The organism is Conyzicola lurida (genome assembly GCF_014204935.1).
GTDB classification, from domain to species: domain Bacteria; phylum Actinomycetota; class Actinomycetes; order Actinomycetales; family Microbacteriaceae; genus Conyzicola; species Conyzicola lurida.
Window position 1 is genome coordinate 2,020,464 of record NZ_JACHMJ010000001.1, and the last position, 26,115, is coordinate 2,046,578.

The 26,115-nt window shown below is 69.4% G+C and carries 31 protein-coding genes; 20 read left to right on the forward strand and 11 right to left on the reverse strand.

The features are described from left to right. The first annotated feature begins 10 nt into the window (after positions 1-10). The gene (locus HD599_RS09730) at positions 11-412 is read left to right on the forward strand and encodes a globin (RefSeq protein ID WP_221420782.1); all 402 of its coding nucleotides are present in this window, start codon (positions 11-13) and stop codon (positions 410-412) included. Positions 413-468: 56 nt separating this feature from the next. On the opposite strand, the gene HD599_RS09735 is transcribed toward HD599_RS09730, so the two are convergent. Beyond that, positions 469-1,317: an SDR family oxidoreductase gene (locus HD599_RS09735; protein ID WP_184236622.1), complete on the reverse strand. Its 849-nt coding sequence runs from the start codon at positions 1,315-1,317 to the stop codon at positions 469-471. A 91-nt stretch (positions 1,318-1,408) separates the two neighbouring features. Here HD599_RS09735 and HD599_RS09740 point away from each other — a divergent pair, with 91 nt between their 5' ends. The 11 genes from HD599_RS09740 (at position 1,409) to HD599_RS09790 (ending at position 11,970) form a co-directional block, all read left to right on the forward strand. Then, entirely contained in the window at positions 1,409-1,798 is a 390-nt protein-coding gene (locus HD599_RS09740; RefSeq protein WP_184236625.1) for a winged helix-turn-helix transcriptional regulator, read from the forward strand. A 4-nt stretch (positions 1,799-1,802) separates the two neighbouring features. After that, positions 1,803-2,795, forward strand: coding sequence for an asparaginase (locus HD599_RS09745; RefSeq protein WP_184236628.1), 993 nt, complete (start codon positions 1,803-1,805; stop codon positions 2,793-2,795). A 66-nt stretch (positions 2,796-2,861) separates the two neighbouring features. Beyond that, positions 2,862-4,526, forward strand: coding sequence for an FAD-binding dehydrogenase (locus HD599_RS09750; RefSeq protein ID WP_246376157.1), 1,665 nt, complete (start codon positions 2,862-2,864; stop codon positions 4,524-4,526). Positions 4,527-4,564: 38 nt separating this feature from the next. After that, complete coding sequence (locus tag HD599_RS09755; RefSeq protein WP_184236654.1) at positions 4,565-5,239, forward strand: DUF2510 domain-containing protein; 675 nt, start codon at positions 4,565-4,567, stop codon at positions 5,237-5,239. Positions 5,240-5,300: 61 nt separating this feature from the next. Then, complete coding sequence (locus HD599_RS09760; RefSeq protein ID WP_184236657.1) at positions 5,301-6,146, forward strand: MurR/RpiR family transcriptional regulator; 846 nt, start codon at positions 5,301-5,303, stop codon at positions 6,144-6,146. 129 nt (positions 6,147-6,275) lie between these two features. Further along, a complete protein-coding gene (locus HD599_RS09765; protein ID WP_184236660.1) occupies positions 6,276-6,974 on the forward strand; it encodes a tyrosine-protein phosphatase in 699 nt (232 codons plus the stop codon). Then, positions 6,967-7,779, forward strand: coding sequence for a metallophosphoesterase (locus tag HD599_RS09770; protein WP_184236663.1), 813 nt, complete (start codon positions 6,967-6,969; stop codon positions 7,777-7,779). The genes HD599_RS09765 and HD599_RS09770 overlap by 8 nt, the downstream gene beginning before the upstream one ends. Beyond that, positions 7,776-8,819, forward strand: a complete 1,044-nt coding sequence (locus tag HD599_RS09775) for an ABC transporter substrate-binding protein (protein WP_184236666.1) — start codon at positions 7,776-7,778, stop codon at positions 8,817-8,819. Before HD599_RS09770 ends, HD599_RS09775 begins: the two co-directional genes overlap by 4 nt. Then, positions 8,819-10,504 (forward strand): ABC transporter permease, encoded by a 1,686-nt coding sequence (locus HD599_RS09780; protein ID WP_184236669.1) that lies wholly within the window; start codon positions 8,819-8,821, stop codon positions 10,502-10,504. The genes HD599_RS09775 and HD599_RS09780 overlap by 1 nt, the downstream gene beginning before the upstream one ends. Positions 10,505-10,524: 20 nt before the next feature. After that, the gene (locus HD599_RS09785; protein ID WP_184236672.1) at positions 10,525-11,595 is read left to right on the forward strand and encodes an ATP-binding cassette domain-containing protein; all 1,071 of its coding nucleotides are present in this window, start codon (positions 10,525-10,527) and stop codon (positions 11,593-11,595) included. Between the two features lie 33 nt (positions 11,596-11,628). Beyond that, entirely contained in the window at positions 11,629-11,970 is a 342-nt protein-coding gene (locus tag HD599_RS09790) for a UBP-type zinc finger domain-containing protein (protein WP_184236675.1), read from the forward strand. Here the strand turns inward: HD599_RS09790 and HD599_RS09795 are convergent. After that, positions 11,967-12,908 (reverse strand): nucleoside hydrolase, encoded by a 942-nt coding sequence (locus HD599_RS09795; protein WP_184236678.1) that lies wholly within the window; start codon positions 12,906-12,908, stop codon positions 11,967-11,969. The two genes, HD599_RS09790 and HD599_RS09795, sit on opposite strands and share 4 nt — an antisense overlap. Before the next feature lie 134 nt (positions 12,909-13,042). Here HD599_RS09795 and HD599_RS09800 point away from each other — a divergent pair, with 134 nt between their 5' ends. After that, a complete protein-coding gene (locus HD599_RS09800) occupies positions 13,043-13,633 on the forward strand; it encodes a TetR/AcrR family transcriptional regulator (protein WP_184236681.1) in 591 nt (196 codons plus the stop codon). 2 nt (positions 13,634-13,635) lie between these two features. Here the strand turns inward: HD599_RS09800 and HD599_RS09805 are convergent, their stop codons facing one another. Together HD599_RS09805 and HD599_RS09810 are read right to left on the reverse strand one after the other, a co-directional pair. Beyond that, the gene (locus HD599_RS09805; RefSeq protein ID WP_184236685.1) at positions 13,636-14,478 is read right to left on the reverse strand and encodes an alpha/beta fold hydrolase; all 843 of its coding nucleotides are present in this window, start codon (positions 14,476-14,478) and stop codon (positions 13,636-13,638) included. A gap of 93 nt (positions 14,479-14,571) precedes the next feature. Further along, a complete protein-coding gene (locus tag HD599_RS09810; protein WP_184236688.1) occupies positions 14,572-15,252 on the reverse strand; it encodes a DUF8185 domain-containing protein in 681 nt (226 codons plus the stop codon). Between the two features lie 21 nt (positions 15,253-15,273). Between HD599_RS09810 and HD599_RS09815 the strand changes: the two genes are divergently transcribed. Then, entirely contained in the window at positions 15,274-16,158 is an 885-nt protein-coding gene (locus HD599_RS09815) for an acyl-CoA thioesterase (protein ID WP_184236691.1), read from the forward strand. A gap of 47 nt (positions 16,159-16,205) precedes the next feature. Then, positions 16,206-16,328 (forward strand): type B 50S ribosomal protein L36, encoded by a 123-nt coding sequence (gene ykgO / locus HD599_RS09820; protein WP_184236694.1) that lies wholly within the window; start codon positions 16,206-16,208, stop codon positions 16,326-16,328. 71 nt (positions 16,329-16,399) lie between these two features. On the opposite strand, the gene HD599_RS09825 is transcribed toward ykgO, so the two are convergent. From HD599_RS09825 to HD599_RS09845, 5 genes are all read right to left on the reverse strand, one after another. Further along, positions 16,400-16,873, reverse strand: a complete 474-nt coding sequence (locus HD599_RS09825) for an acyl-CoA thioesterase (RefSeq protein ID WP_184236697.1) — start codon at positions 16,871-16,873, stop codon at positions 16,400-16,402. A 5-nt stretch (positions 16,874-16,878) separates the two neighbouring features. Next, complete coding sequence (ettA, locus tag HD599_RS09830) at positions 16,879-18,561, reverse strand: energy-dependent translational throttle protein EttA (RefSeq protein WP_184236700.1); 1,683 nt, start codon at positions 18,559-18,561, stop codon at positions 16,879-16,881. Between the two features lie 48 nt (positions 18,562-18,609). Beyond that, positions 18,610-19,110: a DUF6993 domain-containing protein gene (locus tag HD599_RS09835; RefSeq protein WP_184236703.1), complete on the reverse strand. Its 501-nt coding sequence runs from the start codon at positions 19,108-19,110 to the stop codon at positions 18,610-18,612. Positions 19,111-19,172: 62 nt separating this feature from the next. Beyond that, complete coding sequence (gene ssb / locus HD599_RS17805) at positions 19,173-19,724, reverse strand: single-stranded DNA-binding protein (protein WP_221420477.1); 552 nt, start codon at positions 19,722-19,724, stop codon at positions 19,173-19,175. A gap of 174 nt (positions 19,725-19,898) precedes the next feature. After that, complete coding sequence (locus tag HD599_RS09845; protein WP_221420478.1) at positions 19,899-20,123, reverse strand: methyltransferase; 225 nt, start codon at positions 20,121-20,123, stop codon at positions 19,899-19,901. Between the two features lie 465 nt (positions 20,124-20,588). On the opposite strand from HD599_RS09845, the gene HD599_RS18200 reads away from it, so the two are divergent. The 5 genes from HD599_RS18200 (at position 20,589) to HD599_RS09865 (ending at position 24,289) form a co-directional block, all read left to right on the forward strand. Further along, positions 20,589-20,714, forward strand: coding sequence for a hypothetical protein (locus HD599_RS18200; protein ID WP_281381832.1), 126 nt, complete (start codon positions 20,589-20,591; stop codon positions 20,712-20,714). 107 nt (positions 20,715-20,821) lie between these two features. Further along, positions 20,822-21,829 (forward strand): aldo/keto reductase, encoded by a 1,008-nt coding sequence (locus HD599_RS09850; RefSeq protein WP_184236706.1) that lies wholly within the window; start codon positions 20,822-20,824, stop codon positions 21,827-21,829. A gap of 143 nt (positions 21,830-21,972) precedes the next feature. Next, on the forward strand, positions 21,973-22,218 hold the full coding sequence (locus HD599_RS09855) for a hypothetical protein (protein WP_184236709.1): 246 nt from the start codon (positions 21,973-21,975) through the stop codon (positions 22,216-22,218). Between the two features lie 136 nt (positions 22,219-22,354). Next, positions 22,355-23,131 carry a hypothetical protein gene (locus HD599_RS09860; RefSeq protein WP_184236712.1) on the forward strand — a complete coding sequence of 259 codons (777 nt, stop codon included), beginning with the start codon at positions 22,355-22,357 and terminating at the stop codon, positions 23,129-23,131. 105 nt (positions 23,132-23,236) lie between these two features. Then, positions 23,237-24,289, forward strand: coding sequence for a M4 family metallopeptidase (locus tag HD599_RS09865; protein ID WP_184236714.1), 1,053 nt, complete (start codon positions 23,237-23,239; stop codon positions 24,287-24,289). On the opposite strand, the gene HD599_RS09870 is transcribed toward HD599_RS09865, so the two are convergent. Both HD599_RS09870 and ppk2 read right to left on the reverse strand, forming a co-directional pair. After that, entirely contained in the window at positions 24,286-25,161 is an 876-nt protein-coding gene (locus HD599_RS09870) for a Rieske (2Fe-2S) protein (protein WP_184236729.1), read from the reverse strand. The genes HD599_RS09865 and HD599_RS09870 overlap by 4 nt on opposite strands. A 7-nt stretch (positions 25,162-25,168) precedes the next feature. After that, a complete protein-coding gene (gene ppk2 / locus HD599_RS09875; RefSeq protein ID WP_184236732.1) occupies positions 25,169-25,981 on the reverse strand; it encodes a polyphosphate kinase 2 in 813 nt (270 codons plus the stop codon). Positions 25,982-26,115 lie beyond the last annotated feature (134 nt).

The following is a 26,115-nucleotide window of genomic DNA, read 5'->3' on the forward strand; positions in this document are numbered from 1 at the left end:
GACACTGCGGATGAGCCAGAACGGCGAATCCGTGCAGGGCAACTTCTGGGAGCAGGTGGGCGGACGCCCGACCTTCGAGAAGCTCGTGCGCCGCTTCTATGCGGGCATCGAGAGCGACCCGGTTCTGCTGCCGATGTACCCCGAGGCCGACCTCGAGGGCGCCATCCAGCGCCTCACCGGGTTCCTCGAACAGTACTGGGGCGGGCCGGGCACGTACTCCGAGGAACGCGGGCACCCGCGGCTGCGCCAGCGGCACATGCCGTTCAAGGTCAATCCCGACGCCCGCGACCGCTGGCTGCTGCACATGCGCGCGGCGGTCGACTCGCTCGAGCTGTCGCCGCTGCACGACGCCACCCTGTGGGCCTACCTCGAGCGCGCGGCGCACGCGATGGTGAACACGTTCGAGGAGTAGACCCCGGTCCCTGAGCTTGTCGAAGGGGCGCTTCGACAAGCTCAGCGACCGCTGTACTACGCGGCGAGCCCCTCGGCCAGCGGCGTGGTCGGGCGGCCGATGAGGCGCGCGAGGTCGCCCGAGGTCTCCCCGAGCAGGCCGTCGCGGATGTTGCCGTCGAGCGCGACGACGAAGCCCGCGGTTCCATCGTCGAGACCGAACGAGAGCAGCAGCGCGGTGTGCTCCTCCGGGGTCAGGTTGGTGTAGACGACCTCGCGGCCGACGATTCCGCCGATCGTGGCGGCGAGTTCGTCGAAGGTCCAGGCGACGTCGCCCGAGAGCTCGTAGACGGCGCCCGCGTGGCTGTCCTCGACCAGGACGACGGCCGCGGCATCCGCGTAGTCCTTGCGGCTCGCACTGGAGACGCGGCCCTCGCCGGCGCTGCCGACGATCGCGCCGTTCTCGCGGCCCTTCTCGATCTCGCCCGCGTAGTTCTCGGTGTACCAGCCGTTGCGCAGGATCGTGAACGGGACGCCGGAGGCGACGAGGATCTCCTCGGTCTCCTTGTGGTCGGGGGCGAGCACGAGGGCCGAGGTCGTGGCCTTCGGGGCGCTGGTGTAGACGATGCGGGCGACGCCGGCATCCTTCGCGGCGGCGATGACGGTGCCGTGCAGGGCGGCACGTCCGCCGGGTTCGCTGCCGGAGACGAGGAGGAGGGTGTCGCCGGCCGTCACGACGGCCGCGACATCCTCGGGCTTCGAGTAGTCGAGCGCGGCGACGGTGACGCCCTTCGCGGCCAGGTCGGCGAGCTTCTCGGTGCTGCGGCCGGTCACGACGATGTCGGAGGCGGCGGTGCCGCGGGCGAGGAGGGAGTCGACGACGAGGCGTCCGAGCTGGCCGGTTGCACCGGTGATGACGAGAGACATGGTGTCCTTTCGGGGTTGGTACCGGGTAGAACCCGAGTGACCTCACGGTACTTCCCGCACGCAGGTACCCACTTTTAGGTAAGCTACCCACATGGACGTAAGCACGAGGCCCGCACTCACCGTCGCCGGCTTCACCGGTTCCGGTTTCACCGACGGCATCCTGCCCGCCAACTGCCCCACCCGCACGGTACTCGACCACGTCACCAGCAAGTGGGGCGTGCTCGTCATCATCGCGCTCTCCCGGCAGGGACTGCGCTGGGGCGAACTGCGGCGCACGATCGAGGGCATCAGCGAGAAGATGCTCGCCTCGACCCTTCGAACGCTCGAAGGCGACGGCCTCGTGCTGCGCGAAGCGCAGGCCACCATCCCGCCCCGCGTCGACTACAGCCTCACCCCGCTGGGCCGCGAACTCGCCGACCGTATGGTGCCGCTCATGGACTGGATCGCCGACAACGCCGGCGCCATCGTGACGGCAGAATAGGGGCATGACCGCCGCGCCCCTCCCCCACGTCGTCGTGCTCGCGATGGGCGGCACCATCGCGGGATCGGCCGGCTCCGCCACCGACGCGACCGGCTACACCGCGGGCACCGCGACGGTCGACGACCTGTTGGCCGCCGTTCCGCAGACCGCGGGGCTGGCGCGCCTGACCGGCGAGCAGTTCGCCAGCATGGACTCCTCCGACCTCACCGACGAGATCCTGGTCGCGGTGGCGAGACGGGTCGACGCCATTCTGCAGAGCCCGGATGTCGCGGCCGTCGTCATCACCCACGGCACCGACACCCTCGAAGAGTCGGCGTACTTCCTCCACCTCGTGCTCGGTTCGACGAAGCCGGTCGTGCTCACCGGGGCGATGCGTCCCGCGACGGCCCTGAGCGCCGACGGCCCGATGAACTTCTTCGGGGCCGTCGCCGTCGCCGCCTCCCCGTCGAGCGTCGGACAGGGCGTGCTCGTGGTGCTGAACGACGAGATCCACAGCGCGCGCGACGTCACGAAGACCGCCAGTATGCGCGTCGGCGCGTTCGAGTCGCCGTACGGTCCGCTCGGTGCGGTCGTCGGCGGCCGGGTGCTCTACTACCGCGCGGTCAGCCGGCCGCACACCGTCGCGACCGAGTTCCACCTCGGCGCGATCGACACGCTGCCGACCTCCGCCATCCTGTACGCGCACTCCGGGCTCGACGCTGAGACGCAGCGTCCCGCCGCGTACGACGTGATCGTGCACGCCGGTTTCGGCAACGGGACCGTCTCGGCACGCGTCATCCGCCCCCTCGACGACGCACGACGCGGCGGCGCCCTCGTCGTGCGCGCCACCCGCACGGGCAGCGGACACGTGACCGCGGCGGGCGCGAGCGGCGACGTCGTCAACGGCTGGGTGTCGGTCGACGACCAGAACCCGCAGCGCGCCCGGATCCTCGCCTGCCTCGCCCTCACCGTGACGCGCGACCACGACGAGATCCAGCGCATCTTCGACACCTACTGACGACAGGCACCGATGTCAGGCGCTACTATCTGAGCATCACCCAGCATGAGGACGAAGGAGTCTGCATTGCCCACCACCAGTGCGCCCACCGAAGCCGACGCCGTCGTGATCGGAGCCGGCCTCGCCGGACTCGTCGCCACCGCCGAACTGGTTGCCGCCGGCAAACGCGTGATCGTGCTCGAGCAGGAGTCCGAGGCCAATTTCGGGGGCCAGGCCTGGTGGTCGTTCGGCGGGCTGTTCCTCATCGACAGCCCCGAGCAGCGTCGCATGGGCATCAAGGACTCGGTCGACCTCGCCCGGCAGGACTGGCTCGGCGCCGCCGGCTTCGACCGGCCCGACGACGCGTGGGGTCGCCAGTGGGCCGAGGCATACCTCCAGTTCGCGGCCGGCGAGAAGCGCGACTGGTTGCGCGAACGCGGGGTCGGTTTCTTCCCGGTCGTCGGCTGGGCGGAACGCGGCGGGTACGGCGCCCACGGGCACGGCAACTCCGTGCCGCGGTTCCACATCACCTGGGGCACGGGGCCGGGTGTCGTCGCGCCGTTCGCGCGCGCCGTGCGTGAGGGAGTGGAGCGCGGTCTGGTGACCCTGCGGTTCCGCCACCGCGTCGACGGGCTCGTCGTCGAAAACGGCGCCGTCGTGGGGGCCCGTGGCGCGGTGCTCGCCGCCGACCCCGCCCCGCGCGGCTCGGCGACGAACCGCACCGTGATGAGCGACTTCGAGGTGCGGGCCGGCGCGACGATCGTGACGAGCGGAGGCATCGGCGGCAACCACGAGCAGGTACGCAGGCAGTGGCCCGCCCGGCTCGGCACCCCGCCCGCCGCGATGCTGAGCGGAGTGCCCGCGCACGTCGACGGCCGCATGCTCGACATCGCCGAGCGGGCGGGCGCGCGACTGGTCAACGGCGACCGCATGTGGCACTACGTCGAGGGCATCACCAACTACGACCCAGTCTGGGCCGACCACGGCATCCGCATCCTGCCGGGTCCGTCAAGCCTGTGGCTGGACGCGACCGGCAAGCGCCTGCCCGTGCCGCTCTTTCCGGGCTTCGACACCCTCGGCACCCTCGAGTACCTGCAGACCACGGGGTACGGGCACTCCTGGTTCGTGCTCACCCAGAAGATCATCGAGAAGGAGTTCGCGCTCTCGGGCAGCGAGCAGAACCCCGATCTCACCGGCAAAGACGTCAAGCTGCTCGCGCGTCGGGTGCTGCCCGGCGCACCGGGACCGGTCGAGGCGTTCAAGGAGAAGGGCGCCGACTTCGTCGTGGCCGACACCCTCGATGAGCTGATCGCGGGCATGCGCGTGCTCAGCCCCGAGGTCGAGCTCGACGCCGCCCGGGTGCGGCACGAGGTCGAGGGACGCGACCGCGGTATCGACAACGACTTCGGCAAGGACGCGCAGATCACCGCGATCCGGCAGGCGCGCCACTACCGGGGCGACAAGCTCATCCGTGTGGCGTCGCCGCACAAGCTGCTCGACCCGAAGGCCGGGCCGCTCATCGCCGTGAAGCTGCACGTGCTCACCCGCAAGAGCCTCGGCGGCATCCAGACCGACCTCAAGGGTCGGGCGTTGGGATCCGACGGGTCGCCGGTACCCGGCCTGTACGCGGCCGGAGAGGCGAGCGGATTCGGCGGAGGCGGCATCCACGGGTATCGCTCGCTCGAGGGCACGTTCCTCGGCGGCTGCATCTTCACCGGCCGCGAGGCGGGCCGGGCCGTCGCCCGCGGCTGACAACTCTCCTAGACTCGTAGGCGACCCGAGGGAGCCTCATGACCGACCAGAATTCCGCCACCCCCGTCGCCGGCTGGTATCCCGACCCGGCCGGCACCGACCGCACCCGTTGGTGGGACGGCACCCGGTGGACCGAGAACTACGCGGGCGGCACCACGCCCGCCGCGGCCCCGACCCCGTGGTCGACCCCGGGCACCGCCACCCCGTCGCCGTACCCGAACATGCAGGCCTACGCGCCCGCCGAACCGCTCAAGGCACCCGAGGGCACGTCGCCCTCGACCCCGTTCATCTGGATCATCGCCCTGCTGCCGGTGATCTCCCTCGCGCTGTCGCTCGCCCAGCTCGCGACCCTCGACGAGATGCTGTCAGCCGCCCTCGACCCCGACGCCGCGCTGTTCACGCCGACCGACCTGCTCAACTACGGCGTCTCGTTCCTGATCACCGCGGCGACCGTGCTGCTCGCCGTGGTCGACACGCGCGCCCTCGCCGCCCGCGGCGTGCCGCGCCCGTTCCACTGGGCGTGGTCGTTCTTCGCGTTCATCAGCGCGCCGGTCTACATCATCGGCCGCAGCATCGTCGCCCGCCGCCGCACCGGCTCCGGACTCGCCCCGATGATCGTCAACCTCGTGCTGCTCGTGGCAAACTTCGTGATCGGCATCGTGGCGGCCGTGATCGCCACCTCGAGCGTGCTCGACCAGCTCCCGATGTACTGAGGTAACCGGCGCGTTTCCTGCATTGGGTAGGCTGCCTCCCTCACGACCACTGGAGCGCACCATGCAGGCCACCGACGACCGCACCCCCGACAGCACCGTCATGGCGCGGCTGCGAGCCGCGTTACCGTCGCTCGGGCCGAGCGAACGACGGGTCGCCCAGGTGATCCTCGCGCGGCCGGGCGCGGTCACGGAGTGGTCGACCGCCGAGCTGGGGCTCGCCGCCGAGACCTCGCCCGCGACGGTGGTGCGCGCGTGCCAGACCCTGGGCTTCCGCGGATTCCAGCACCTGCGGCTCGAGATCGCCCGGGCCGCGCCGGTCGAGCGCGAGGCGACGCCCACGGCGCATCCGCTGACGAGAATTTTCTCGGATGCCGCCGACGCCATCGTCATCGGCCGTGACAGCGTCGACATCGCGAGCATCGATGCCGCGGTCGACGCCCTCGCCGGTGCCCGTCGCCTCGTCCTCGTCGGTACCGGGTTCTCCGCTCCGCCGCTGCAGGACGCCGCCATGCGCTTCGCCACGATCGGCCGGCCGGTGGAGGCGCCCAGCGACGTGCTCGGCCAGCAGTTCGCCGCCCACTCGCTCACCGCCGGCGACGTCTGCCTCACCGTGAGCTACTCGGGCGCGAACACCCACACGCTCCGTGCCTGCCGTGCCGCCAAGGAGGGCGGAGCCACGGTCATCGCCGTCACGAGCTTCGCGCGCTCGCCGCTCACCCAGCTCGCCGACATCTCCCTCGTCACCGGCCCGCTCACCCGGGCCCACGACATCGACCCGTTCCTCAGCCGGCTCAGCCACCTGCTCGTGCTGCACACGCTGCACTCCGCGCTCTCCGCCCGCACCGCCCATCCCGACGTCGCCCACATGCGCGAGGTCGTCGCGGAGGCCCTCGTCAGCGACGAGTAGGCGCGGGTTCGGGGTCCGTTGCGCGCCCCGTTCCCTCCCGGCTACCGCGCGTTCACCTCCCCCGCGCATCCTGAATCTCGTAACCACGTTTCATAACTCATGAAACGGTGAAACGAGATCGGGAACTCCATGTCGGGCATCACCATCGACGGCACGTACAACGCCCGATGGGCAATTCTCTCCCCCGGCGTCGCACCGTGGCTCGCCCGCACCGCCAGTCTGGACTCGGTGTCGACCGCGGGCGCGACGCAGATCGCGGACCTCGGATTCGCCCTCGTGCTCGACCTGCGCGAAGACGGCGAACGGGCCCTGCCCGTGCACGGCGTCCCGGTAACCCACGTGCCGCTCTTCCGCCTTCCCGACGGACCGCCCGCCTCCGGCTCCCTCGAGCGGCTCTACGAGTTCCTGCTTGTCGAGCGCGCCCCGCAGCTCACCGAGGCCGTCGCCGCGATCGCCGACTCCTCCGGGCCGGTCCTCGTGCACTGCACGGCCGGCAAGGACCGCACCGGCCTGGTCGTCGCCCTCGCCCTGCTCGCCGCCGGCCACGAAGAGACGGATGTCGTCGCCGACTACGCGCTGTCGGCCGGCGTCGTGCGTGCCGAACGCCAGGCCATCGCGGAAGCCACCCTGCTGCCCATGAACCTCGACGCGGCCGACCACGCCGCCTCGCTGCGCCTGCACCTGGACAGCCCCGCCGAGGCGATGCAGCACGCGCTGCGCACCCTCAGCGCGCTCGGCGGCGCGGAGGCGTTCCTGATCCGCAACGGCCTGCGCGCCGAGCAGCTGCAGGCGCTCCGCCGCTCCCTGGGCCGGCCGATCGATGACTGACCGCTTCACCGTCGTCCACCTCAGCGACGTCCACGCCACCCTCGGCGAACTGCTCTACGGGCAGGTCGACGGGGTCGCCCGGCTCGAACAGGTCGGCGACTACGTGCTGGCGGCCGGCGTCACGCCCGAGGCGGTCATCGTGACCGGCGACCTCGCCCAGCGCGGACACGCCGCCGCCTACCCCGCCGTCAATGCCGCCCTGCGCGCGCTCGGCGAGAAGGTGGGCGCGCCCGTCTTCACCACCCTGGGCAACCACGACGACCCCGACGCCTCCCGCGTGCTCGACGGGCACACCGGCTCCCACTACCGGGTCTCCACGGTCGGCGACACCCGCATCGTGCTGCTCGACACGCACAGCGGCGCGATCGACGACGAGCAGCTCGACTGGCTGCGCGCCACCGTGGCCGAGCCGTTCGGCAGCGGCACGATCGTCGCCCTGCACCACGCTCCCGTGCCCTCGCCGCTGCCGACGCTGTCGAAGATCGGGCTGCGCGACCCCGAGCGCTTCGCCGCCGCCATCGCCGGGTCGGACACCCGCGTCATCCTCGCCGGGCACTACCACCACCCCATGACCGCGCTCTTCCACGGACTCCCCGTCTCGGTCGGCCCGTCGCTGGCGTACCACCAGATCATGAACGCCGGGCCGTCGACCGTCAGCGGCCACGACCTCGCCATGTTCTCGCTCGTGCAGATCACCGCCGACCAGGTCATCACCGCTCCGGTCAGCCTGCAGTCGCCGAGCCCCCTCTTCTCCACTCCCGTTTCCCACACCACACCCGCACCACAACGAATAAGGACACCATGACCCGCAAGCACTACGTCGCCACCGCTGCCACCTTCGTGGTACTCGGCCTCGCCCTGACCGGCTGCACCGCCGCCGAGCCCGCGGCGACCGCCGACGCCGACAGCGCGACCACCAGCACGGAGCTCGACGCCGCGACCATCACGGTCTACACGTCGGAGCCGCAGGAGAAGATCGACGCCATCGTCGCCGCGTACAACGAGGAGCAGCCGAACGTCACGGTCGAGGTGTTCCGCGCCGGCACCGGCGACCTCACCGCCCGCATCGAGGCCGAGCGCACCACCGGCGACGTGCAGGCCGACATCCTCCTCGCCGCCGACGCTCCCACCTTCGAGGGCTACGCCGCCGACGACCTCCTGCTCGCCTACACGCCGGCCGACGTCGAGTCGCTCAACCAGGACGTCGTCGACCCCGAGGGCTTCTACACCGGCACGCGCATCATCCCCACCGTCATCGCCTACAACACCACCGCGATCGACACCCCGCCCACCTCGTGGCAGGACCTCACCGACTCGGAGTACGCCGGCAAGATCACCATGCCGAACCCCGACGTCTCGGGCGCGGCCGCGTTCAACGCCGCCGTCTGGATGAACACCGACGAGCTCGGCGAGGAGTGGCTCGAAGACCTCGCCGCCAACGAGCCGGTCATCGCCGACAGCAACGGCCCGGTCTCGCAGGCGGTCGCCGCCGGCACGCAGCCGGTCGGCATCGTCGTCGACTACCTGGTGCGCGAGCTCCAGGCCGCCGGTTCGCCGATCGACGTCTCCTACCCGTCCGAGGGCGTGCCCTACGTCTCGCAGCCGGTCGGAATCTTCGCCAGCACCGACGAGGAAGCCGCGTCGGAGTCGTTCGTCGACTTCCTCGTCAGCGAGGCCGGCCAGACGCTGGCCGTCGAGCAGTCCTACCTGCCCGTGCGCAACGACGTCGGCACCCCCGACGGCGCCCCCGCGATGGACGACATCACCATCCTCACGCCCGACCTCGACCTGATCGCCGAGACGAAGGCCGCGGCGGTCGCCCGCTTCAACGAGCTCTTCCAGTAATGAGCTCCACCCCCACCGCACGCAGCGCGGGCCCGGTCGTCATCGACCGGGCCCGCGCCCCGCGGCCTACCGCGCGTCGGCGGGCCGACGGAGTCGACGCAGTGCGCATCGCCCTGTGGGTCGTCGTCGCCGCGGTCGTGCTGCTGCCGCTCGGAGCGATCGTCTGGCTCGCGGCATCCGACAACCACCTGCCCCTGCTGCTCGGCGGAGACATCGCCGAAGCGGGGCTCAACAGTCTCGTCTCCGCCGTCTCGTCGGCCGTCGGTGCCGTCGTCGTCGGGACGGTACTCGCGCTGCTGCTCGACCGCAGCGACCTGCGCGGACGTCGTGTGCTCCGCCTGCTCGCACTCACGCCTCTGCTCGTGCCGCCCTTCGTCGGCGCCATCGCCTGGATCGGCATCGCCGGCCCCACCGGCTCGGTCAACGCACTCTGGGCCCAGTGGTTCGGCGCCCCGCTCTGGAACATCTACGGCGGCGACGGCGTGATCTTCCTGCTCACCGTGCACTCCTACCCGGTGGCCTACATCATCGTCTCGGCCGCGCTGCGCCGCATCCCCTCCGACCTCGAGCAGGCCGCGCGCATCAGCGGCGCCTCCGCCGTGCGCGCCGTCATGACGATCACGGTGCCGCTGCTGCGCCCCGCGATCCTCTCCGCGTTCACCCTCGTCGCCGTCGGCAACCTCGCCGACTTCGGCATCCCGTCGATCATCGGACTGCCGGAACGCTACGTGACGCTGTCGACGCTCATCTACCGGTACATCCAGTCGGGCACCGTCGAGTCGCCGCTCGAGGTGATCTCGACCATCGGCGTCGTGCTGCTGATCGTCGCCGCCGCCGCCATGGTGATCGACATGCTCGTCTCCCGATCGCGCTGGGAGCTGGACGGCTCGGCGTCGGCCGACCACATCCTCCCGCTCGGCGTCGCCCGCCTGCCGCTCACCGTGGTCGCCTGGGTCGGCGTGCTCGCGATCACCCTGCTGCCGCTCTTCGCCCTGCTCACCCAGTCGCTGCTGCCGGCACCCGGAGTGCCGTTGGCCTGGGAGAACCTCACGCTCGACAACATCGTGCGCGCGACGACCATGCCGGCCACCGTCACCGGGGCGGTCAACTCGGTCGTGCTGTCGGTGCTCGCGGGCGTCATCTGCGGCATCGTCGGCCTCGCGATCGGCACCCTCGTCACCCGCACCGACGCCCGCTCGAACACCGCCCTGCGCACGGTCGCCATGCTGCCGCAGGCGATCCCGGGACTCGTCATCGCGGTCGGCTGGCTCATCATCGCCCCCCGCATCGGGCTGTTCAACACCCCGTGGCTGATCCTCTGCGCCTACGTCATGGCGTTCGTCGCGATCGTCGTGCAGGCGGTGAGCGCTCCCCTGCGGTCGACGCCGATGACCGCGGAAGAGGCCGCGCGCATCTCCGGCGCGAGCCGCCTGCGGGCACTCTTCGATATTTCCTGGCGGATGGCGCTGCCGGCGGCCATCTCCGGTGCGACCCTCGTCGTACTGACCGCCGTGCGCGAGCTCACCATCTCCGTGCTGTTGCTCGCCCCGGGCGCACAGACACTCGGTGTGTCGATCTTCAGCCTGCAGCAGGCCGGTGCCTACAACGCGGCATCCGCCCTCTCTCTCATCATCACCCTGGTCGGCCTCGCCGGCCTCGGTCTCGCCGCCCGCCGGGCGCGCTGACCCCCACGAAAGGTCCCACCGTGTCCTCCGTCACCCTCACCAACGTCGGCCTCACCTACCCGGACGGCACCGTCGGCCTCGACGGCATCGACCTCGCGATCGCCGACGGCGAGTTCGTCGCGCTCGTCGGGCCGTCGGGCTCGGGAAAGACCACCCTGCTACGGGCCATCGCGGGCTTCCTGCGCCCGACCGCGGGGTCGATCCACCTCGGCGAGGCGCTCGTCGCCGACGGATCCACGCTCGTCGCGCCCGAGAAGCGCGAGCTGGGCATGGTATTCCAGCAGCACGCCGTCTGGCCGCACTGGAGCGTCGAACGCAACGTCGCCTACCCGCTGCGCCTCGCCGGGGTCGCGAAGGCCGAGCGCCAGGCGCGGGTCGCCGAGGTGATGGCGCTCGTCGGCCTCGAGGGGTTCGAGAAACGCAACCCCGCCACGCTCTCCGGAGGCCAGCGGCAGCGGGTGGCACTCGCGCGCGCCATCGTCGGCCGCCCGCGGGTGCTGCTGCTCGACGAGGCGCTCTCCGCGCTCGACGAACCGCTGCGCGACAGCCTGCGCTTGGAACTGCAGACGCTCACACGCTCGATCGGGCTCACCGTGGTGCACGTCACGCACGACCGCGACGAGGCACTCGCCCTGGCCGACCGCGTCGTCGTGCTCGACGGCGGGCGCATCCAGCAGGTCGGCACTCCCCCGGAACTGGTCTCGACTCCCGCCTCGCCCGCCGTGGCGACGTTCCTCTCCGACGCGACGGTCTTCACCGGCGTACTGCACGCCGGCGTCTTCAGCGCCAGCGGCCACGGATGCCGGGTCGGCGTCGACGACCTCGAGCTCGGCGGGGCCGGCGAGGGCGACGGGTCGATCGCGGTCCTGCCCGAAGACGTGACGCTCACCCCGGGCACCGGCGCCACCGTCACGTCGTCGCTGTACGGTCGCGGAAGCAACGACGTGGTCGTCGACTGGAACGGAATCGCCGTGCGCTGCCGCGTCCCGGGGCGGCGGCCGCTCGTCGGCGAGGCCGTCGACGTGCGCGTCGAGCGGGCGATGTTCTACCCGCGTGCCGCGGCCGCGCAGCCCGTCGGCACACCGGCGTAGAGACGGGCACCGCGACTAGAGCAAGATGGGCTCATGACCGACGGAATCGATACGACTGCCGCTCCGAGCGGCCCCGGGTGCGTGGAGTGCGACGCGACCGGCAGCTGGTGGGTCCACCTCCGACGCTGCGCGGAGTGCGGACACGTCGGCTGCTGCGACGACTCGCTGTCGAAGCACGCCACGGCCCACTACTCGACCACGCGGCATCCGGTGATGCAGAGTTTCGAGCCGGGCGAGGACTGGTTCTGGGACTACCGCACCTCGGAACTCGTCGACGGTCCGGCGCTGGCCGAACCGACCAGCCACCCGACCGACCAGTCGACGCCCGGTCCGGCCGACCGGGTGCCCGCCGACTGGCGCGACCTGCTGGGTTAGGCCGCCGGCTCCGTGCCGAGAAGCGTGAGCATGTAGTCGAAGAACCGCTCGCCGTCGACCTTTTCGATCGCGGTCACGTTGTTGTCGTCGGACTGCCAGTCGAAGACCGTGGCGCCACGCGTGCGGGTGCCCTCCGTCTCCACCTCGAGCCGATAGCGGCTCTCGGCGGTCGCGAGGCTGCGGTCGAGGGCGAGCAGCGCGGTGAGCGAGTCGCAGTGCGACGATCCGCCGATGCCGACGCGGGAGTCGAAATCGAACGTGGCCTGGTTGGCCCGCACGAAGAAGCGCGACAGCGTGGTGTCGAGGGCGGCGATGCGGTCGATGCGCTCCTGGTCGAAGACGGCGTCCGTGATGGTCAGCGGGTCCCAGCTGATCACGACGACGTCGGCGAATCCGGCGGAGAACACGATGTCCGCTGCTTCCGGGTCCACGTAGATGTTGTACTCGGCGGCGGGCGTGATGTTGCCGCGCGCGTTGATCGAGCCGCCCATCACGTAGAGGCTGCCGACGTTCGCGACGAACTCGGGGTCCTTCTGCACCGCGAGCGCGATGTTGGTGAGCGGGCCGATGGCCACGATGCTCAGCTCGCCCTTGTGCTCCTTGGCCAGGCGGATCATCGCGTCGACGGCGTCTTCGTCGGATGGCGCGTGGCCGTCGTCCGGACGCTTCAAGCCGCCCACGCCGTCGCCGTGCACGTCGCTCGCGCTCAACCACGGACGCACCAGCGGGTCGCGCGCGCCAAGGTGGACGGGAACCTCTCCGAGACGGCCGGCGAGTCCGACGGTCAGGAACGCGTTGTCGACCTGCTGGTCGAAGCCGACGTTTCCGGCGACCATCGTGATGGCGAGCAGGTCGGCGCGCGGGTCGAGCAGCCCGACGAGCAGCGCGAAGCAGTCGTCAGCCGCGGTATCGGTATCGATGAGGAGGGGAATCGGCACGGCTGGTCTTTCGTCGGAGGGCAATCCTGCTACCGTACCATTTGGTACGTATCCTGTTCTGCACCCCGCGGCGCCACCCGTACGCCTACGCTAAAGATCGTCACCGGGGGAAACGCACCGACGGAGGGGGCACTGTGAGCAGCGACCGGACTTTCGACGAGCGGCAACGCCTGCTCGGGCTGACCGCCGAGTACCTGTTGGAGAACGGCGTGATCGATCTCCGCCTGCGCACTCTGGGCGAATCGATCGGTTCGAGCCACCGCGTGCTGCTCTACTACTTCACGTCGCGCGAGCAGCTCGTCACCCTCGCGTTGAACGAGGCGGCCCGCATCTCGGCCGTGCGCGACGGCGAACTCCTGCGGCCGCACGGCACCACCCCGGCCGAACAGGAACTCGTTCGCGTCTGGCGCCGCATCTCCCGAGCCGAGCAGCTGCCGGTGATCCGCCTCTTCCTCGAGGTGCTCGCCCTGGCCGTGCACGACCCGGCGACCTACTCGCAGTTCGTCGACGCGTTCCAGACCGAATGGCTGCAGGGGTACTCGATCTATCTGCGCGGCCACGGACTGCCCGACGAGGACGCCGAGGGCCTCGCCGCCGAGATGATCGCCCTCCAGCGCGGCCTGCAGATGGACCTCGCCCTGGGCGGGTCGATCGAGATCGCCGACCGCGTGTTCGCCGCGGCAGCGCGCCGCTGGTCGGCGCAGATCGACGCGCTCGCGGCCTGACGTTACTCGTGCTCGCGCACGAACCCGATGGCGATCTCGGCGACTTCCTTCCAGCCGTGGTCGATCGTGAGCGAGTGCCCCCGGCCCGGGATGTCGACGAGTTGCGTCACGGCGGGGTTCTTCTCCTGCAGAGCGAAGATCGCGTGCTGGATCGCGGGACCCGCGGTGTTGTCCTCGTCGCCGGAGATGATGAGCAGCGGGCCGCGCTCGTGGTTGCCGGTGTCGACCTTCGCCTGCGTGAACGGGTTGAGGTTCGCCGTCGCCGCCTGGAACAGCGGGTTGCGCGCCGCGGGCACGTGGTACTCGTCGTAGAGTTGGCGCCCCTCCTCCTCGGTCAGGGCGTTCGACCACCCGAAACTGAACTGCTCGAAGGTCAGTGACACCGACTTGCCGACGCTGGCCGGGTGGGTGAGCACCGGTGCGGCCGACTTGAGAGAGGATGCCGGCAGCAGCAACACTCCGCGGAAGGGTGCCGAATCGATCGCTACGGTGACGGCCGCGACCCCCTCGCCCGCGATCCGCTGGGCGATGAGCCCGCCGAACGAATGCCCCACGACCGCCGGGTCGATGGTCAGCTGGGCGATCGCCGCCAGGTAGTGGTCGGTCACCTGCGTGATCATCTTGTTGGCGAAGACCTCCGGGTCGGCTTTCGCGGCCTCGACCGTCTCGGGGTCGTCGGGCCAGCCCGGGGCGAGCGTTATGTAGCCCTGGTCCTCGAAGAACGCGCGCCAGCGGTCCCAGCTGCTGGAGAGCAGCCACAGACCGTGGACGAAGACGACGGGTCTGAGACCCGACTCGTTCGCGCGGTCGATCTCTTCTTGCTCGCGGTCGGTGAATTCAGCCATGGTGTCTCCTCGCCAGAACGAACGGATGCACAGACCGGAGAGCCCGGTGATCTCAGAGAGTAGGGCCCCGCCGCACTCTTTGTCGAGGGCTAGTCAGCGGGAGAGTGTCCAGGCACGTCGTTTCGCCAGCACGTGGCCGCGGCGGCTCGTCAGTCGGGTCCACGGTCCGGTCTCGAAGATCTGCACCGTCTCCTCCGCGGAGCCGAGGAAACCGAGGCTGAGAGCGGCGAATCCGGCACCGGCCGGAACGTGTTCGAGCCCGGGGATGGGACGTCCCCAGACCTCTGAGCGCACCCGGTGCACGATCTGCTCGCCCGTTCCGGTGGGGATGGCGGTCGCGATCTCGTCGATGCCCGCGCGGGCGACGGTGTCGAGCAGGGATCCGCGCGTCGACTCCAGCGCGGTCCAGCCGCCACGGGGCGGGGAGATCGCGGCCCACGACACCGTGTGGACGGCCATCGGGAGAGTGACCGATACGGGCGCCCCGGCATCCGTCACCGTGTTTTTCTTGTTGGTGAGACGCTGCAGAAGCGAGCCGACGGGCACCACGGTGTCGAAGTTCTCGGTCTCGGTCAGTGCGAAGGTGCGCAGACCGAGCACGGTCGGGCTCTCATCGAGCAGGCCCGACGGGTAGAAGACGGCGACGTACACGGCGAGCACCCCCGCGCCCGAAATCAGGCGCACGGAACCGTCCTCCACCCGACCGGCCCGACTGAGATAGGTCGTGAGGTCGTCGAGGGCGAGGGAATCCTGGAGGGTGAATGCGGTGCTCATCTGCGTTCTAAACTACAGGGCATGAGCGACCCCGTGAGCGGACTCCTTTCCGCACTCGACCTGACCGACACCGGCGCGAGAACCAGCGAAGACATCTTCACCGGCATCAGCCAACCGCAACCCGGGGGCAGGATCTTCGGCGGACAGGTGCTCGCGCAGTCGCTGATCGCGGCGATGCGCACGATATCCGCCGAGCGCTTCGTTCATTCGATGCACGGCTACTTCCTGCGCCCCGGCGACGCGACGCAGCCCATCACATTCTCGGTCGACCGCATCCACGACGGCCGGTCGTTCTCGACCCGCCGCACGCAGGCGTACCAGGGCGGGTTGCCGATCCTGTCGATGATCGCGTCGTTCCAGGACGTCGACGAGGGGCTCGACCACCAGGTCGAGATGCCCGCGGGGCTGCCCGAGCCGGAGTCGCTGCCGAGCGCTGCGGAGGTGCTGTCCGGCATCGACCACCCCGTCGCCGCGGACTGGGCGAACGGGCGCGCGTTCGACATGCGGCACGTGCCCTCCCCCATCTACTTCTCCGTCGAGGGCGACCGCGTTCCGCACCAGGCCGTCTGGGTACGCGCCAAGTCGCGGCTGCCCGACGACGAGAACCTGCACCGCGCGGCGCTCGCCTACGCCAGCGACTATTCGATCCTCGAGCCGATCATGCGCGGTCACGGTGTGCCGTGGGCGATGCCCGGGCTCAAGGCCGCGAGCCTCGACCACGCGATGTGGTTCCACCGGTTCGGGCGGGTCGACGACTGGATGCTGTACGTGCAGGAATCGCCGACGGCGGGCGGCGGACGAGGCCTTTCGCTCGGCCGCATCTTTTCGCGCGACGGCGTTCTACTCGCGAGCGTTGCGCAGGAGGGCATGGTGCGCGTACCCTCGCCTGCACCCGGGAATAACTAGGCCGGGAAATTGTTGATAATCGTAGTCAACAAGAAAGCTGGTGGGCCATGCAGGTACGTAATTCGCTCAAGTCGCTCAAGAAGGCACCCGGATCGCAGGTTGTCCGCCGTCGTGGACGCACGTTCGTGATCAACAGCGCCAACCCGCGCATGAAGTCCCGCCAGGGCTAGACCGTCTCGGTCGCGCCCCGCGGGCAGTGCCCGCCATTTGAGCCAGGACGCCGTTACCGGCGCGGAGCCCGTCAGCCTCGCTTTGTGAAGCTGACGGGCTCTTCCACGTACGGGGCCCAGACCTCTCGCAGGTCGTCGGTGATGCGCTGCGGGCGTCCGGTGGCGGCCGTGACCATGACTAGGGTCGTCGCCGCGCGGGTGAACAGCACCCGCGGTGTCACGCCCTCGGGCGAGAAGATCTCGTAGCAGATCTCGATGCTCGCGCCGCCGATGCGGCCGATCCACATCTCGATGTCGATCGGTGCGCGCATGTACGGGATCGGCGCGAGATACTCGATCTCCTGACGCGCGATGAGCCCGATCATCTCGGCGCCGGGTCGGGCGTCGAGCACCGCCGTCGCCGCGCCGGGCTCTCCGCCCGCGTCGGGACGCCAGAACGCCTGGATGCGCGCCTCCTCGAGGAGGCGCAGCATCTCGGCGTTGTTGACGTGCGCGTAGGCGTCGAAGTCCGACCAGCGCAGCGGGATGGCGACGTGGATGCGCATCGGGGCTAGTCGCGGGTGAGCTTGCGGTACGTGGAACGTCCCGGCTTCGCTGCGTCCGCGCCGAGGCGCTCGATCTTGTTCTCCTCGTACGACTCGAAGTTGCCCTCGAACCAGTACCAGTTCGACGGGTCCTCGTCGGTTCCCTCATAGGCGAGGATGTGCGTGGCGATGCGGTCGAGGAACCACCGGTCGTGAGTGATGACCACGGCGCAGCCGGGGAACTCGAGGAGCGCGTTCTCGAGCGAGCCGAGCGTTTCGACGTCGAGGTCGTTGGTCGGTTCGTCGAGCAGGAGGAGGTTTCCGCCCTGCTTGAGCGTGAGCGCCAGGTTGAGACGGTTGCGCTCACCACCGGAGAGGACGCCGGCCTTCTTCTGCTGGTCCGGTCCCTTGAACCCGAACTGCGACACGTAGCCGCGCGACGGGATCTCGGTCTTGCCGACCTGGATGTAGTCCTGGCCGTCGGAGACGACCTCCCACAGGGTCTTGTTCGGGTCGATGCCGCCACGGTTCTGGTCGACGTAGGAGATGTCGACGGTGTCGCCGATCTTCAGGTCGCCGGAGTCGAGGGGCTCGAGGCCGACGATCGTCTTGAAGAGCGTGGTCTTGCCGACACCGTTCGGGCCGATGACGCCGACGATGCCGTTTCGGGGCAGCGTGAAGCTGAGGCCGTCGATGAGCACGCGGTCGTCGAAGCTCTTCTTGAGGTCCTTGGCGTCGATGACCTGCGCACCGAGGCGCGGTCCGACGGGGATCACGAGCTCTTCGAAGTCGAGCTTCCTCGTCTTCTCCGCCTCGTTCACCATCTCCTCGTAGCGAGCGAGACGCGCCTTCGACTTGACCTGGCGTCCCTTGGCGTTGCTGCGCACCCATTCGAGTTCGCTCGAGAGTCGCTTGGCGAGCTTCGCGTCCTTCTTGCCCTGGACGGTGAGGCGCTCCTGCTTCTTCTCGAGGTAGGTCGAGTAGTTGCCCTCGTACGGGTAGAGCTTGCCGCGGTCGACCTCGGCGATCCACTCGGCGACGTGGTCGAGGAAGTACCTATCGTGGGTCACGGCGAGCACGGCGCCGGGGTACTTGGCGAGGTGTTGCTCGAGCCAGAGGACACTCTCGGCGTCGAGGTGGTTAGTGGGCTCGTCGAGCAGCAGCAGGTCGGGCTTCTGCAGCAGGAGTTTGGTGAGCGCGACGCGGCGCTTCTCTCCACCGGAGAGGCTGTCGACGGGGTAGTCGCCCGGCGGCGTGCGCAGGGCGCTCATCGCCTGCTCGAGCTGGGAGTCGAGGTCCCAGGCGTCGGCGGCGTCGATCTCTTCCTGCAACGTGCCCATTTCGGCGAGCAGCGCGTCGAAGTCGGCGTCGGGCTCGGCCATCTCGAGGCCGATCGCCGCGTGGCGGTCGACCTTGGCCTTGATCTCGCCGACGCCTTCCTGCACGTTCTCGAGCACCGTCTTGGTCTCGTCGAGCTCCGGCTCCTGCATGAGGATGCCGACGCTGTAGCCGGGGCTCAGTCGAGCCTCGCCGTTGCTGGGCGTGTCGAGCCCCGCCATGATCTTGAGGATTGTGGACTTACCGGCGCCGTTCGGGCCGACAATGCCGATCTTCGCACCTGGGAAGAACGACATGGTGACATCGTCGAGGATCAGCTTGTCGCCGACCGCTTTGCGGGCGCGCACCATCGTGTAAATAAATTCGGCCATGCCGACCATTCTACGTAAGGGCCGCGGGGTGCCGGTGATCGCCCTCGCCTAGAAGTCGATAGTGCGGGTCTGCCCGATGAGGCACTTGCCCGTTCCGAGCAGTGGCTGCGCCAGCGCGTTGTAGCCGACCGTGCCGGTCTGCCCGATGAGGCAGCTGCCGTTGATCCGGACCGAGAACTGGATCGCCTCGGCCGTCTCCCCGCCTACCGTCTCGTCGGGCGTGATCTCCATGTCGGCTTTGGCGAACCCGGCGGCGACGAGGTTGTCGACGATCTGCTGCCCGTTCGGCGTCGGAACCGTCTCGATCAGAGCGCGGTTCACGAAGTCGAAGTAGTCGAGGTTCGCCGCGGCGTCGCCCGCGGGGTCGAGCACCGGTTCGGGTTCGGGGGTGGATGTCGCCTCGCCCGACGGTGCGGACGACACCGTCGTCGAGGGCACCGGTGCGGTCGGCGCGTCGGCGGTGCACGCCGCGAGTGCCAGCGCGGCGGCTGCCACGGCCGCCGCCGCAATAAGCCGCACGCGGGTGCCGCCGGTCGTTCTGGCGTGCATCCGCTACTCCCCCTCCGACAGAGCGCGAACGCGCTCCGTACGGGGAAATCCTACGCGGCGCCCTAGAACGGAATCTTCTCGTCGCCGTCCTCCGCCGCACCGGCTCCCGCACCGACGCTCACCCCGACGACCCCGGGAGCGCCCCACAGCGGGTCGGAGTGGATCGTGGCGTCGTCGTCGACGTCGTCGGGGAACACGTCCGCGGTGTCCTCGCCCGGCACCGCCGAGCCGTCGCCGTTCGCGGATCCCGTGCTCAGGCTCACCCGGGTGAACGCCGTGGTGCCCCAGGAAAGATCGTGACCGAGAGCATCCGCCTCGATCTCGACGTTCGTGCCCTTTTTGTTGTCCGCGGCCTCCCAGTCCCGCACACGGAGCCGGCCGTGGACGACGACCCGGTCGCCCTTCACGACGGACGCGCTCACGTTGGCTGCGAGGTGCCGGAAAGCGGTAATGGTGAACCAGTTGGTCTCACCGTCGATCCACCTGTCGCGCCCCTTGTCGAACCGCCGCTGATTGGAGGCGATGCGGAACGAGGTGATGAGGAGATCGCCCGTCACCTTCTTGACGACCGGTTGAGTGGCGACGAACCCGGTGACTGTGATCTTGTCGGTCATGCTGTCTTCTCCGTCCTAGTGGGTGGGGGCGGATCCCGCGGAGGCGTGTATGCCGGGACCTCCGCGGGACCCGCTCCGCACAGTGTGGCCCCGCCTGCGGACGCACCGAAGCCGGTCCCCTCCATCTGTGGAGAGAACCGGCTTCGGTGTTGTTGTGGAGAGAAGAGAAAGCCCCTAGTGCTCCCGGAATTCCGGCCATTCGGTGCCGGGTACGAGGGCCGAGTACAGAGCGCCCTTCGCCGCCTCGAGGCTCGGATAAACGGCGCGTTCTGTGTCGTCGCCCACGAGCTTGAAGGTGTAGCCGCCCGTGACGGTGGTGATCCATCCGAGCGTCCCGGCCGGCCCGATGGCCAGCCAGGTGTGTGTGGTTGCCGTGTCGGTCACTGATGTGTCGCTCATCGTCGAGCTCCTTTTCTACGCCGACGTTAGCCGTCGACGCACAACGACGATAAGACGACTCCTGAGCCGTGACAAGGGCGATCATCGAAGTCCGCCTGTGAGTTCGTCGGCCCTTTCCCGCTTTCGTTGCGTAACCTGAATGGGCGTCATAAAGTGGGGCGCAGGGGAACCACCGTGTTTTCCCCACAATGAGGCGCTCCCCACGGCTCCGCCGTCTGGGCAATCGCGCAAGCCGACGATCATCCGCCTTCCGCGCGTTCGGCCCGCCTCGAGAACTGGAATCCTCAGCTTCTTTCGATCCACGCACGATGCTCGATTGGATTCCGTATGCGCCGTCGCACCGCACTAGTCACGTCCACACTGCTCCTCTCTGTCACGGCAGTCACGGCAACCGCGCCCGCCCACGCCGCCGCGCTTCTCCCTCAACGCGGCGAAGTGCAAGACGACCTGTTTTTCGAGATAGCCATGCTGGTGTCACTTGCGACGCTCGCGCTCGTCGTGATCGTCTCGGCGTGCATCCTGCTTCCGCGCAGGTTCCGGGCGGACGCCGCCGCCGCTGCTGAGAAGGCCAAGAACGCCGACCACTCGTAGGAGCCGGGCCGCCCTCCACACCCTCGGAATCCGAGTGCATGATCGGTCGACGCCGTGAACGCGGCACGCGCACACGCCGTTCCCCCCGCTGACCCTAGGCTGAGCGTATGCCTTATAACGCCAATGACGACCGTTACACATCCGCCGAATACAAGAGAGTCGGACGCAGCGGGCTCAAGCTCCCCGCCGTCTCCCTCGGACTCTGGAACAACTTCGGCAACGACAAGCCGCTCGAGAACCAGCGTGCGATCCTGCGCCGCGCCTTCGACCTCGGCGTCACGCACTTCGACCTCGCGAACAACTACGGCCCGCCCGCGGGATCGGCCGAGTCGAACTTCGGGCGCATCCTCGCCGAAGACTTCCGTCCCTACCGCGACGAGCTCATCATCTCGTCGAAGGCCGGCTACGACATGTGGGAGGGCCCCTACGGCGACTTCGGGTCGCGCAAGTACCTGCTCTCCTCGCTCGACCAGAGCCTGACCCGCCTCGGCCTCGACTACGTCGACATCTTCTACTCCCACCGCCCCGACCCGGAGACGCCGATCGAGGAGACCATGGGCGCGCTCGCGACCGCGGTCACCTCGGGCCGTGCTCTCTACGTCGGCGTCTCGAACTACTCCCCCGAGCAGACGCTCGCGGCAGAGAAGGCGCTCGCCGCCCACGGCATCCCGCTCACGATCCACCAGCCGCGCTACAACATGTTCGACCGGCACATCGAAGACGGCCTGTTCCCCGTGCTCGACGAGATCGGCGCGGGCAGCATCGTCTTCTCGCCGCTCGCCCAGGGCCTGCTGACCGAGCGCTACATCGACGGCGTCGTGCCGGAGGGTTCGCGCGCGTCGGAGGGGCGCTGGCTCAAGCCCGGCGCCATCGGCGAGACCTACCTCGAGCGCGTGCGCGGCCTCAAGCAGATCGCCGACGGCCGCGGCCAGACCGTCGCCCAGCTCGCGCTCACCTGGGTGCTGCGCCACCCGCAGGTGACCTCGGCCCTGATCGGCGCCTCGAGCGTCGCCCAGCTCGAGGACAGCCTGAAGGCGCGCGAAGCGACCCCGCTCACCGCCGACGAGATCGCCGCGATCGAGCCGTTCGCCGTGGACGGCACGGCGCTGCGCTAACCGGCACTCCGGAGGGGTCGCACGCGAGTGCGGCCCCTCTCGCGATTGACCCGGCCGGGATGTCGGTGGTCGCCTCTACCGTGAATCTGTCGCTGACAACAGCGGCGATCCACCTCTGGGCCGGCCGACAACGGGAGCACACCGTGACCATTCTCGACTTCGCAACGACCACCTCCGCCGTGCGCGGCCTCGACGCCGTGCAACTGCACGACGCCCTCTGGCGGGTGACGCGGCCCGACGGCGAGGTCGCGGGCTACATCGAACGGTATAGCGAGAGCCGCGGCATCCGTTTTCGGGCAAAGCGCATGATCGTCCGGCAGCAGCGGTTCGTCTCCGTCGGCGAGTTCTGGTCGATGGATGACGCACTGCAGTGTTTCCGCATCGGATGATGCGCGCACGATCCCTCGCGTCCGCATAGACGATCGACCGGCGACGCACAGCGGGGTTTGCCCGACACGCGACAGCCTCGCCGATTCGCCCGATTCCGCGCGTATGGTTCGACCCATGCAGTGGTGGAATGATTTCTTGGACTGGTCCAACTCGACCGAAGGCACGCGTCTGATCACGACGATGATCCTTCCTTTCGTCGCGATCGTCGTCGCGGGTATTCTCGCGGCCCTGATCGCCCGCGGAGCCGTCTCGCGGCTGATCGCCAAGCAGGAGCGCGCCGAGCGCGCGTCCGCCATCGAAGCGCTGATCGCCGTGGGCGAGAAGGCGTCGCAGTGGAGCGGTCTCTCCAATCACACGCGTGAGCACTTCGAGACGCAGTCCAGCGTCGCCAGCATCCGCGTGCGCGTGCTCCCCGCCAAGGGTGCCGCCATGGCGAGCGCCTGGGCCGAGTACCAGCTCGCCGAGATCAAGCGCAATTCGGCGAACTTCAGCGTGACCGCCGACCAGGGCTACGCCGAATACAGCGAGCGTCTGATCGAGTGGCACCATCGTCCGTCGCGTGCCCGCAAGATCTTCCTGGCCGACCTCGACCGTTTCCGCGCGAACGGCGCCACCGAGGACATCGACCTGATCGAACGCCAGCGTCGCTGGAAGGCGGAGCAGGCCGCCACCGCGACCGTCGCCACGCCGACCGCGACCGCGACGCCGGCCCCCGCAGCGCCCGTCGCACCGAAGGTGCAGTCCACGCCGGTGCAGCAGGCCGCGCCCGTCGCTCCCCCGGTCACGCCGTCGGCGCCGATCGTGCCGCCCGCATCCACCCGCACGTTCACCCCGCGCCCGACCGAGACCGGCGAGGTCATCACGGCCACGATCGACGAGGACACTCCGACGGAGACCAGCAAGATCGGCTGATACCCGCTCGACACAGGAGGCCGCCCGGAGAAATCCGGGCGGCCTCCTGTCGTCCGCCGCGAACCCGCTCTGGCGCGTGTCGGTGCCTCCACCTAGGGTCGTCACATGGTTCACGGCATCGTTCCCCCGTATCTGCTCGCGCGCATCGCCGAACTCGACGACGCCCGATTCGCGCACGCCGCACGGTCGGCCCGGCGCACCCTCCTCGACGTCGACCCGTTGCGCGCGGCGCGGCTCAGCTTCAGCCTCGACGAGGACAACAACCTCGTCGTCGAGATCGGAGACGGGCCGAACCGCACGGTGTCCGACGCGGAGAACAGCGAGACGCTGCCCGGCACCACCGTGCGCTCCGAGGGGGACGACGCGACGGGCGACGAGGCCGTGGACGAGGCGTACGACGGTCTCGGTGCGACCTTCGCACTGTTCTCCGAGGTCTACGGCCGCAATTCGATCGACGGCGCGGGCCTCCCCCTCGACGCCACCGTGCACTACGGCGTCGACTACGACAACGCGTTCTGGAACGGCGACCGCATGGTCTTCGGCGACGGCGACGGCGAAATCTTCCGGCGCTTCACCGCCTCGCTCACGGTCATCGGACACGAACTCGCCCACGGCGTGACCCAGTACACCGCCGAACTCGTCTACGAAGGGCAGTCCGGGGCGCTCAACGAGTCGCTGTCCGACGTGTTCGGGGCCCTCGTCGAGCAGTACTCGCTCGAACAGACGGCTGCCGAAGCCAGTTGGCTCATCGGTGCGGGCCTGTTCACCGACGAGGTCGAGGGCACGGCGCTCCGGTCGATGAAAGCCCCGGGCACCGCGTACGACGACGACGTGCTCGGCGCCGACCCGCAGCCGGCGCACTTCGACGATTTCGTCGAGACCGACGACGACAACGGCGGCGTGCACATCAACTCCGGCATCCCCAACCGGGCGTTCTACCTCGTCGCCGAGAGCCTCGGCGGCAACGCCTGGGAGCGCGCCGGGCAGATCTGGTACGACACCCTCGAGCTCGGCCTGAAGCCGCGCAGCACCTTCGCCGAGTTCGCGGTAGCCACCGTGACGGCCGCGGCGGCACGGTACGGCGACGCCTCCGACGAGGTCGAGGCTGTGCGTGCCGGCTGGGCGGGTGTGGGCGTCGCCGTCGAAGCGGCCGTCTAGCCCGCTCCCTCCAGCATCACCTCGATGCTCCCGTCGGTGACGCGGGATTCGAAGCGCGGCTGCGGCGCGGTCGCGGGACCGTGCACGACCTCGCCCGTGCGGAGCGCGAAGACGCTGCCGTGCCACGGGCAGACGATGCAGCGCTCGCCGTCCGCCACGACGAGCTGTCCCTCGTTCAGCGGGGCGGACAGGTGGCTGCAGGTGTTGGCGAGAACGTCGAGTCCGACGGTGTTGCGCACGACCAGGAGCGGCACGCCGTCCACGGTGCGGAGCGCGGGCTCGTCGACCACGAATTCGTCGACGGCGCCGAGGTGGCGCCATCCGACGGGGAAACGGTGGGGAACGTCTTCCGCGTGGTTCACCGCCGCCGCCTGCCGGTAGGCGAGGTGCCCGCCGAGATACCCGGAGAGACCGACAGCGGCGAGGCCGACGAGGCCGAGAACACGTCCGCTGGTGTGGTGACCCCGGGTGCGCTGCACGAACGACGCAGCGTAGAGCGCCGTGGCGACGGTGTTGGATGCCGCGTGCACGAGCCCGACCCGCTGCTGCTGTTCGTGCAGCTCGCTCCAGTCGGTGAGACCCGTCACGACCGACGGCAGCACCCCCGCGACGCCGACCCCGACGAGCACCCGCGAGGCGGCGCGGGAGCCGGGGACGAAGTCGAGGATGGCGCTGCCGATCCAGGCGCCGATCGGCAGCAGCACGGCGACGGGGTGCACGGCGTGTCCGACGGGCACGCCGTGCAGCAGGTCGCGCACGTCCTGCGGTTGAACGACGGTGTCGACGATGCCCTTCACCCGTCGCACGGCCGGGTCGAGCGCCTCGGCGTTCTCGATGGCCGAAACCTTCTTCACAAATCCGAACTCTCGCATGGCGTTCCTACCTCAGGGTCTTGGCGTGGCTGGGCACGTAGCGGTACAGCTTCTTGGACGGGCGCACGTAGTCGTCGGCCGTAGGGCGGTCGGGAATCTCGACGTGCTCGGGCTCGATGGTCTCGTACGGGATCTGCGACAAGAGGTGGCTGATGGTGTTGAGCCGGGACGCGCGCTTGTCGTCGCTCTCGATGGTCCACCACGGTGCCTCGTCGATGTCGGTGCGGGTGAACATGTCGTCCTTCGCGCGGGAGTAGTCCTCCCACTTCGTGATCGACAGCACGTCGACGTCGGAGAGCTTCCAGCGGCGCACCGGATCGTTGAGGCGCTTGTGGAATCGCGCTTCCTGCTCCTTGTCGGAGACCGAGAACCAGTACTTGATCAGGATGATCCCGTCCTCGACGAGCATCCGCTCGAACACGGGCGCCTGCTTCAGGAACAGCTCGTACTGCTCGGGCGAGCTGTACTCCATGACGTGCTCGACCCCCGCACGGTTGTACCAGGAGCGGTCCATCAGCACGATCTCGCCGGCGGTCGGCAGCCGCTCGATGTACCGCTGGAAATACCACTGCCCGAGCTCCCGCTCGCTCGGCTTGGGCAGAGCGACCACCCGGGCCGTGCGCGGGTTCAGGTACTGCATGATCCTTTTGATGGCGCCGCCCTTGCCCGCGGCATCCCGCCCCTCGAACACGACGACGACACGTGCTCCCGTGGCGGTGATCCACTGCTGCATGTTCACCAGCTCGATCTGCAGACGCTTGAGTTCGGCTTCGTAGAGGTCCCGCGGCACACGCTTGTGATGTTTCTTTCCATTGCCCATGCGGCTCACGCTAAGCGGGCGCGTCCCGCGAAGATACGACGAGCGGGAATCGGGGAACGGTGCTAAGCGCGCGGCGGAGCGCAACCACCGGAGCGAGGCTCGGTGAACCGCGCTACGGTGAGTCCACTGCCTGA

Bases quoted from the DNA above. Each gene is read 5' to 3' on its own strand.
- HD599_RS09770 (WP_184236663.1), top strand. From the start codon at position 6,967: ATGACTGACCGCTTCACCGTCGTCCACCTCAGCGACGTCCACGCCACC.
- HD599_RS09760 (WP_184236657.1), top strand. From the start codon at position 5,301: ATGCAGGCCACCGACGACCGCACCCCCGACAGCACCGTCATGGCGCGG.
- ykgO (WP_184236694.1), top strand. From the start codon at position 16,206: ATGCAGGTACGTAATTCGCTCAAGTCGCTCAAGAAGGCACCCGGATCG.
- ettA (WP_184236700.1), bottom strand. From the start codon at position 18,561: ATGGCCGAATTTATTTACACGATGGTGCGCGCCCGCAAAGCGGTCGGC.
- HD599_RS09870 (WP_184236729.1), bottom strand. From the start codon at position 25,161: ATGCGAGAGTTCGGATTTGTGAAGAAGGTTTCGGCCATCGAGAACGCC.
- HD599_RS09755 (WP_184236654.1), top strand. From the start codon at position 4,565: ATGACCGACCAGAATTCCGCCACCCCCGTCGCCGGCTGGTATCCCGAC.
- HD599_RS09845 (WP_221420478.1), bottom strand. From the start codon at position 20,123: ATGAGCGACACATCAGTGACCGACACGGCAACCACACACACCTGGCTG.
- HD599_RS09815 (WP_184236691.1), top strand. From the start codon at position 15,274: ATGAGCGACCCCGTGAGCGGACTCCTTTCCGCACTCGACCTGACCGAC.
- HD599_RS09790 (WP_184236675.1), top strand. From the start codon at position 11,629: ATGACCGACGGAATCGATACGACTGCCGCTCCGAGCGGCCCCGGGTGC.
- HD599_RS09775 (WP_184236666.1), top strand. From the start codon at position 7,776: ATGACCCGCAAGCACTACGTCGCCACCGCTGCCACCTTCGTGGTACTC.
- HD599_RS09740 (WP_184236625.1), top strand. From the start codon at position 1,409: ATGGACGTAAGCACGAGGCCCGCACTCACCGTCGCCGGCTTCACCGGT.
- HD599_RS09765 (WP_184236660.1), top strand. From the start codon at position 6,276: ATGTCGGGCATCACCATCGACGGCACGTACAACGCCCGATGGGCAATT.
- HD599_RS09835 (WP_184236703.1), bottom strand. From the start codon at position 19,110: ATGCACGCCAGAACGACCGGCGGCACCCGCGTGCGGCTTATTGCGGCG.
- HD599_RS09825 (WP_184236697.1), bottom strand. From the start codon at position 16,873: ATGCGCATCCACGTCGCCATCCCGCTGCGCTGGTCGGACTTCGACGCC.
- HD599_RS09805 (WP_184236685.1), bottom strand. From the start codon at position 14,478: ATGGCTGAATTCACCGACCGCGAGCAAGAAGAGATCGACCGCGCGAAC.
- HD599_RS09865 (WP_184236714.1), top strand. From the start codon at position 23,237: ATGGTTCACGGCATCGTTCCCCCGTATCTGCTCGCGCGCATCGCCGAA.
- HD599_RS09850 (WP_184236706.1), top strand. From the start codon at position 20,822: ATGCCTTATAACGCCAATGACGACCGTTACACATCCGCCGAATACAAG.
- HD599_RS09780 (WP_184236669.1), top strand. From the start codon at position 8,819: ATGAGCTCCACCCCCACCGCACGCAGCGCGGGCCCGGTCGTCATCGAC.
- ppk2 (WP_184236732.1), bottom strand. From the start codon at position 25,981: ATGGGCAATGGAAAGAAACATCACAAGCGTGTGCCGCGGGACCTCTAC.
- ssb (WP_221420477.1), bottom strand. From the start codon at position 19,724: ATGACCGACAAGATCACAGTCACCGGGTTCGTCGCCACTCAACCGGTC.
- HD599_RS09735 (WP_184236622.1), bottom strand. From the start codon at position 1,317: ATGTCTCTCGTCATCACCGGTGCAACCGGCCAGCTCGGACGCCTCGTC.
- HD599_RS09810 (WP_184236688.1), bottom strand. From the start codon at position 15,252: ATGAGCACCGCATTCACCCTCCAGGATTCCCTCGCCCTCGACGACCTC.
- HD599_RS09730 (WP_221420782.1), top strand. From the start codon at position 11: ATGAGCCAGAACGGCGAATCCGTGCAGGGCAACTTCTGGGAGCAGGTG.
- HD599_RS18200 (WP_281381832.1), top strand. From the start codon at position 20,589: ATGCTGGTGTCACTTGCGACGCTCGCGCTCGTCGTGATCGTCTCGGCG.
- HD599_RS09745 (WP_184236628.1), top strand. From the start codon at position 1,803: ATGACCGCCGCGCCCCTCCCCCACGTCGTCGTGCTCGCGATGGGCGGC.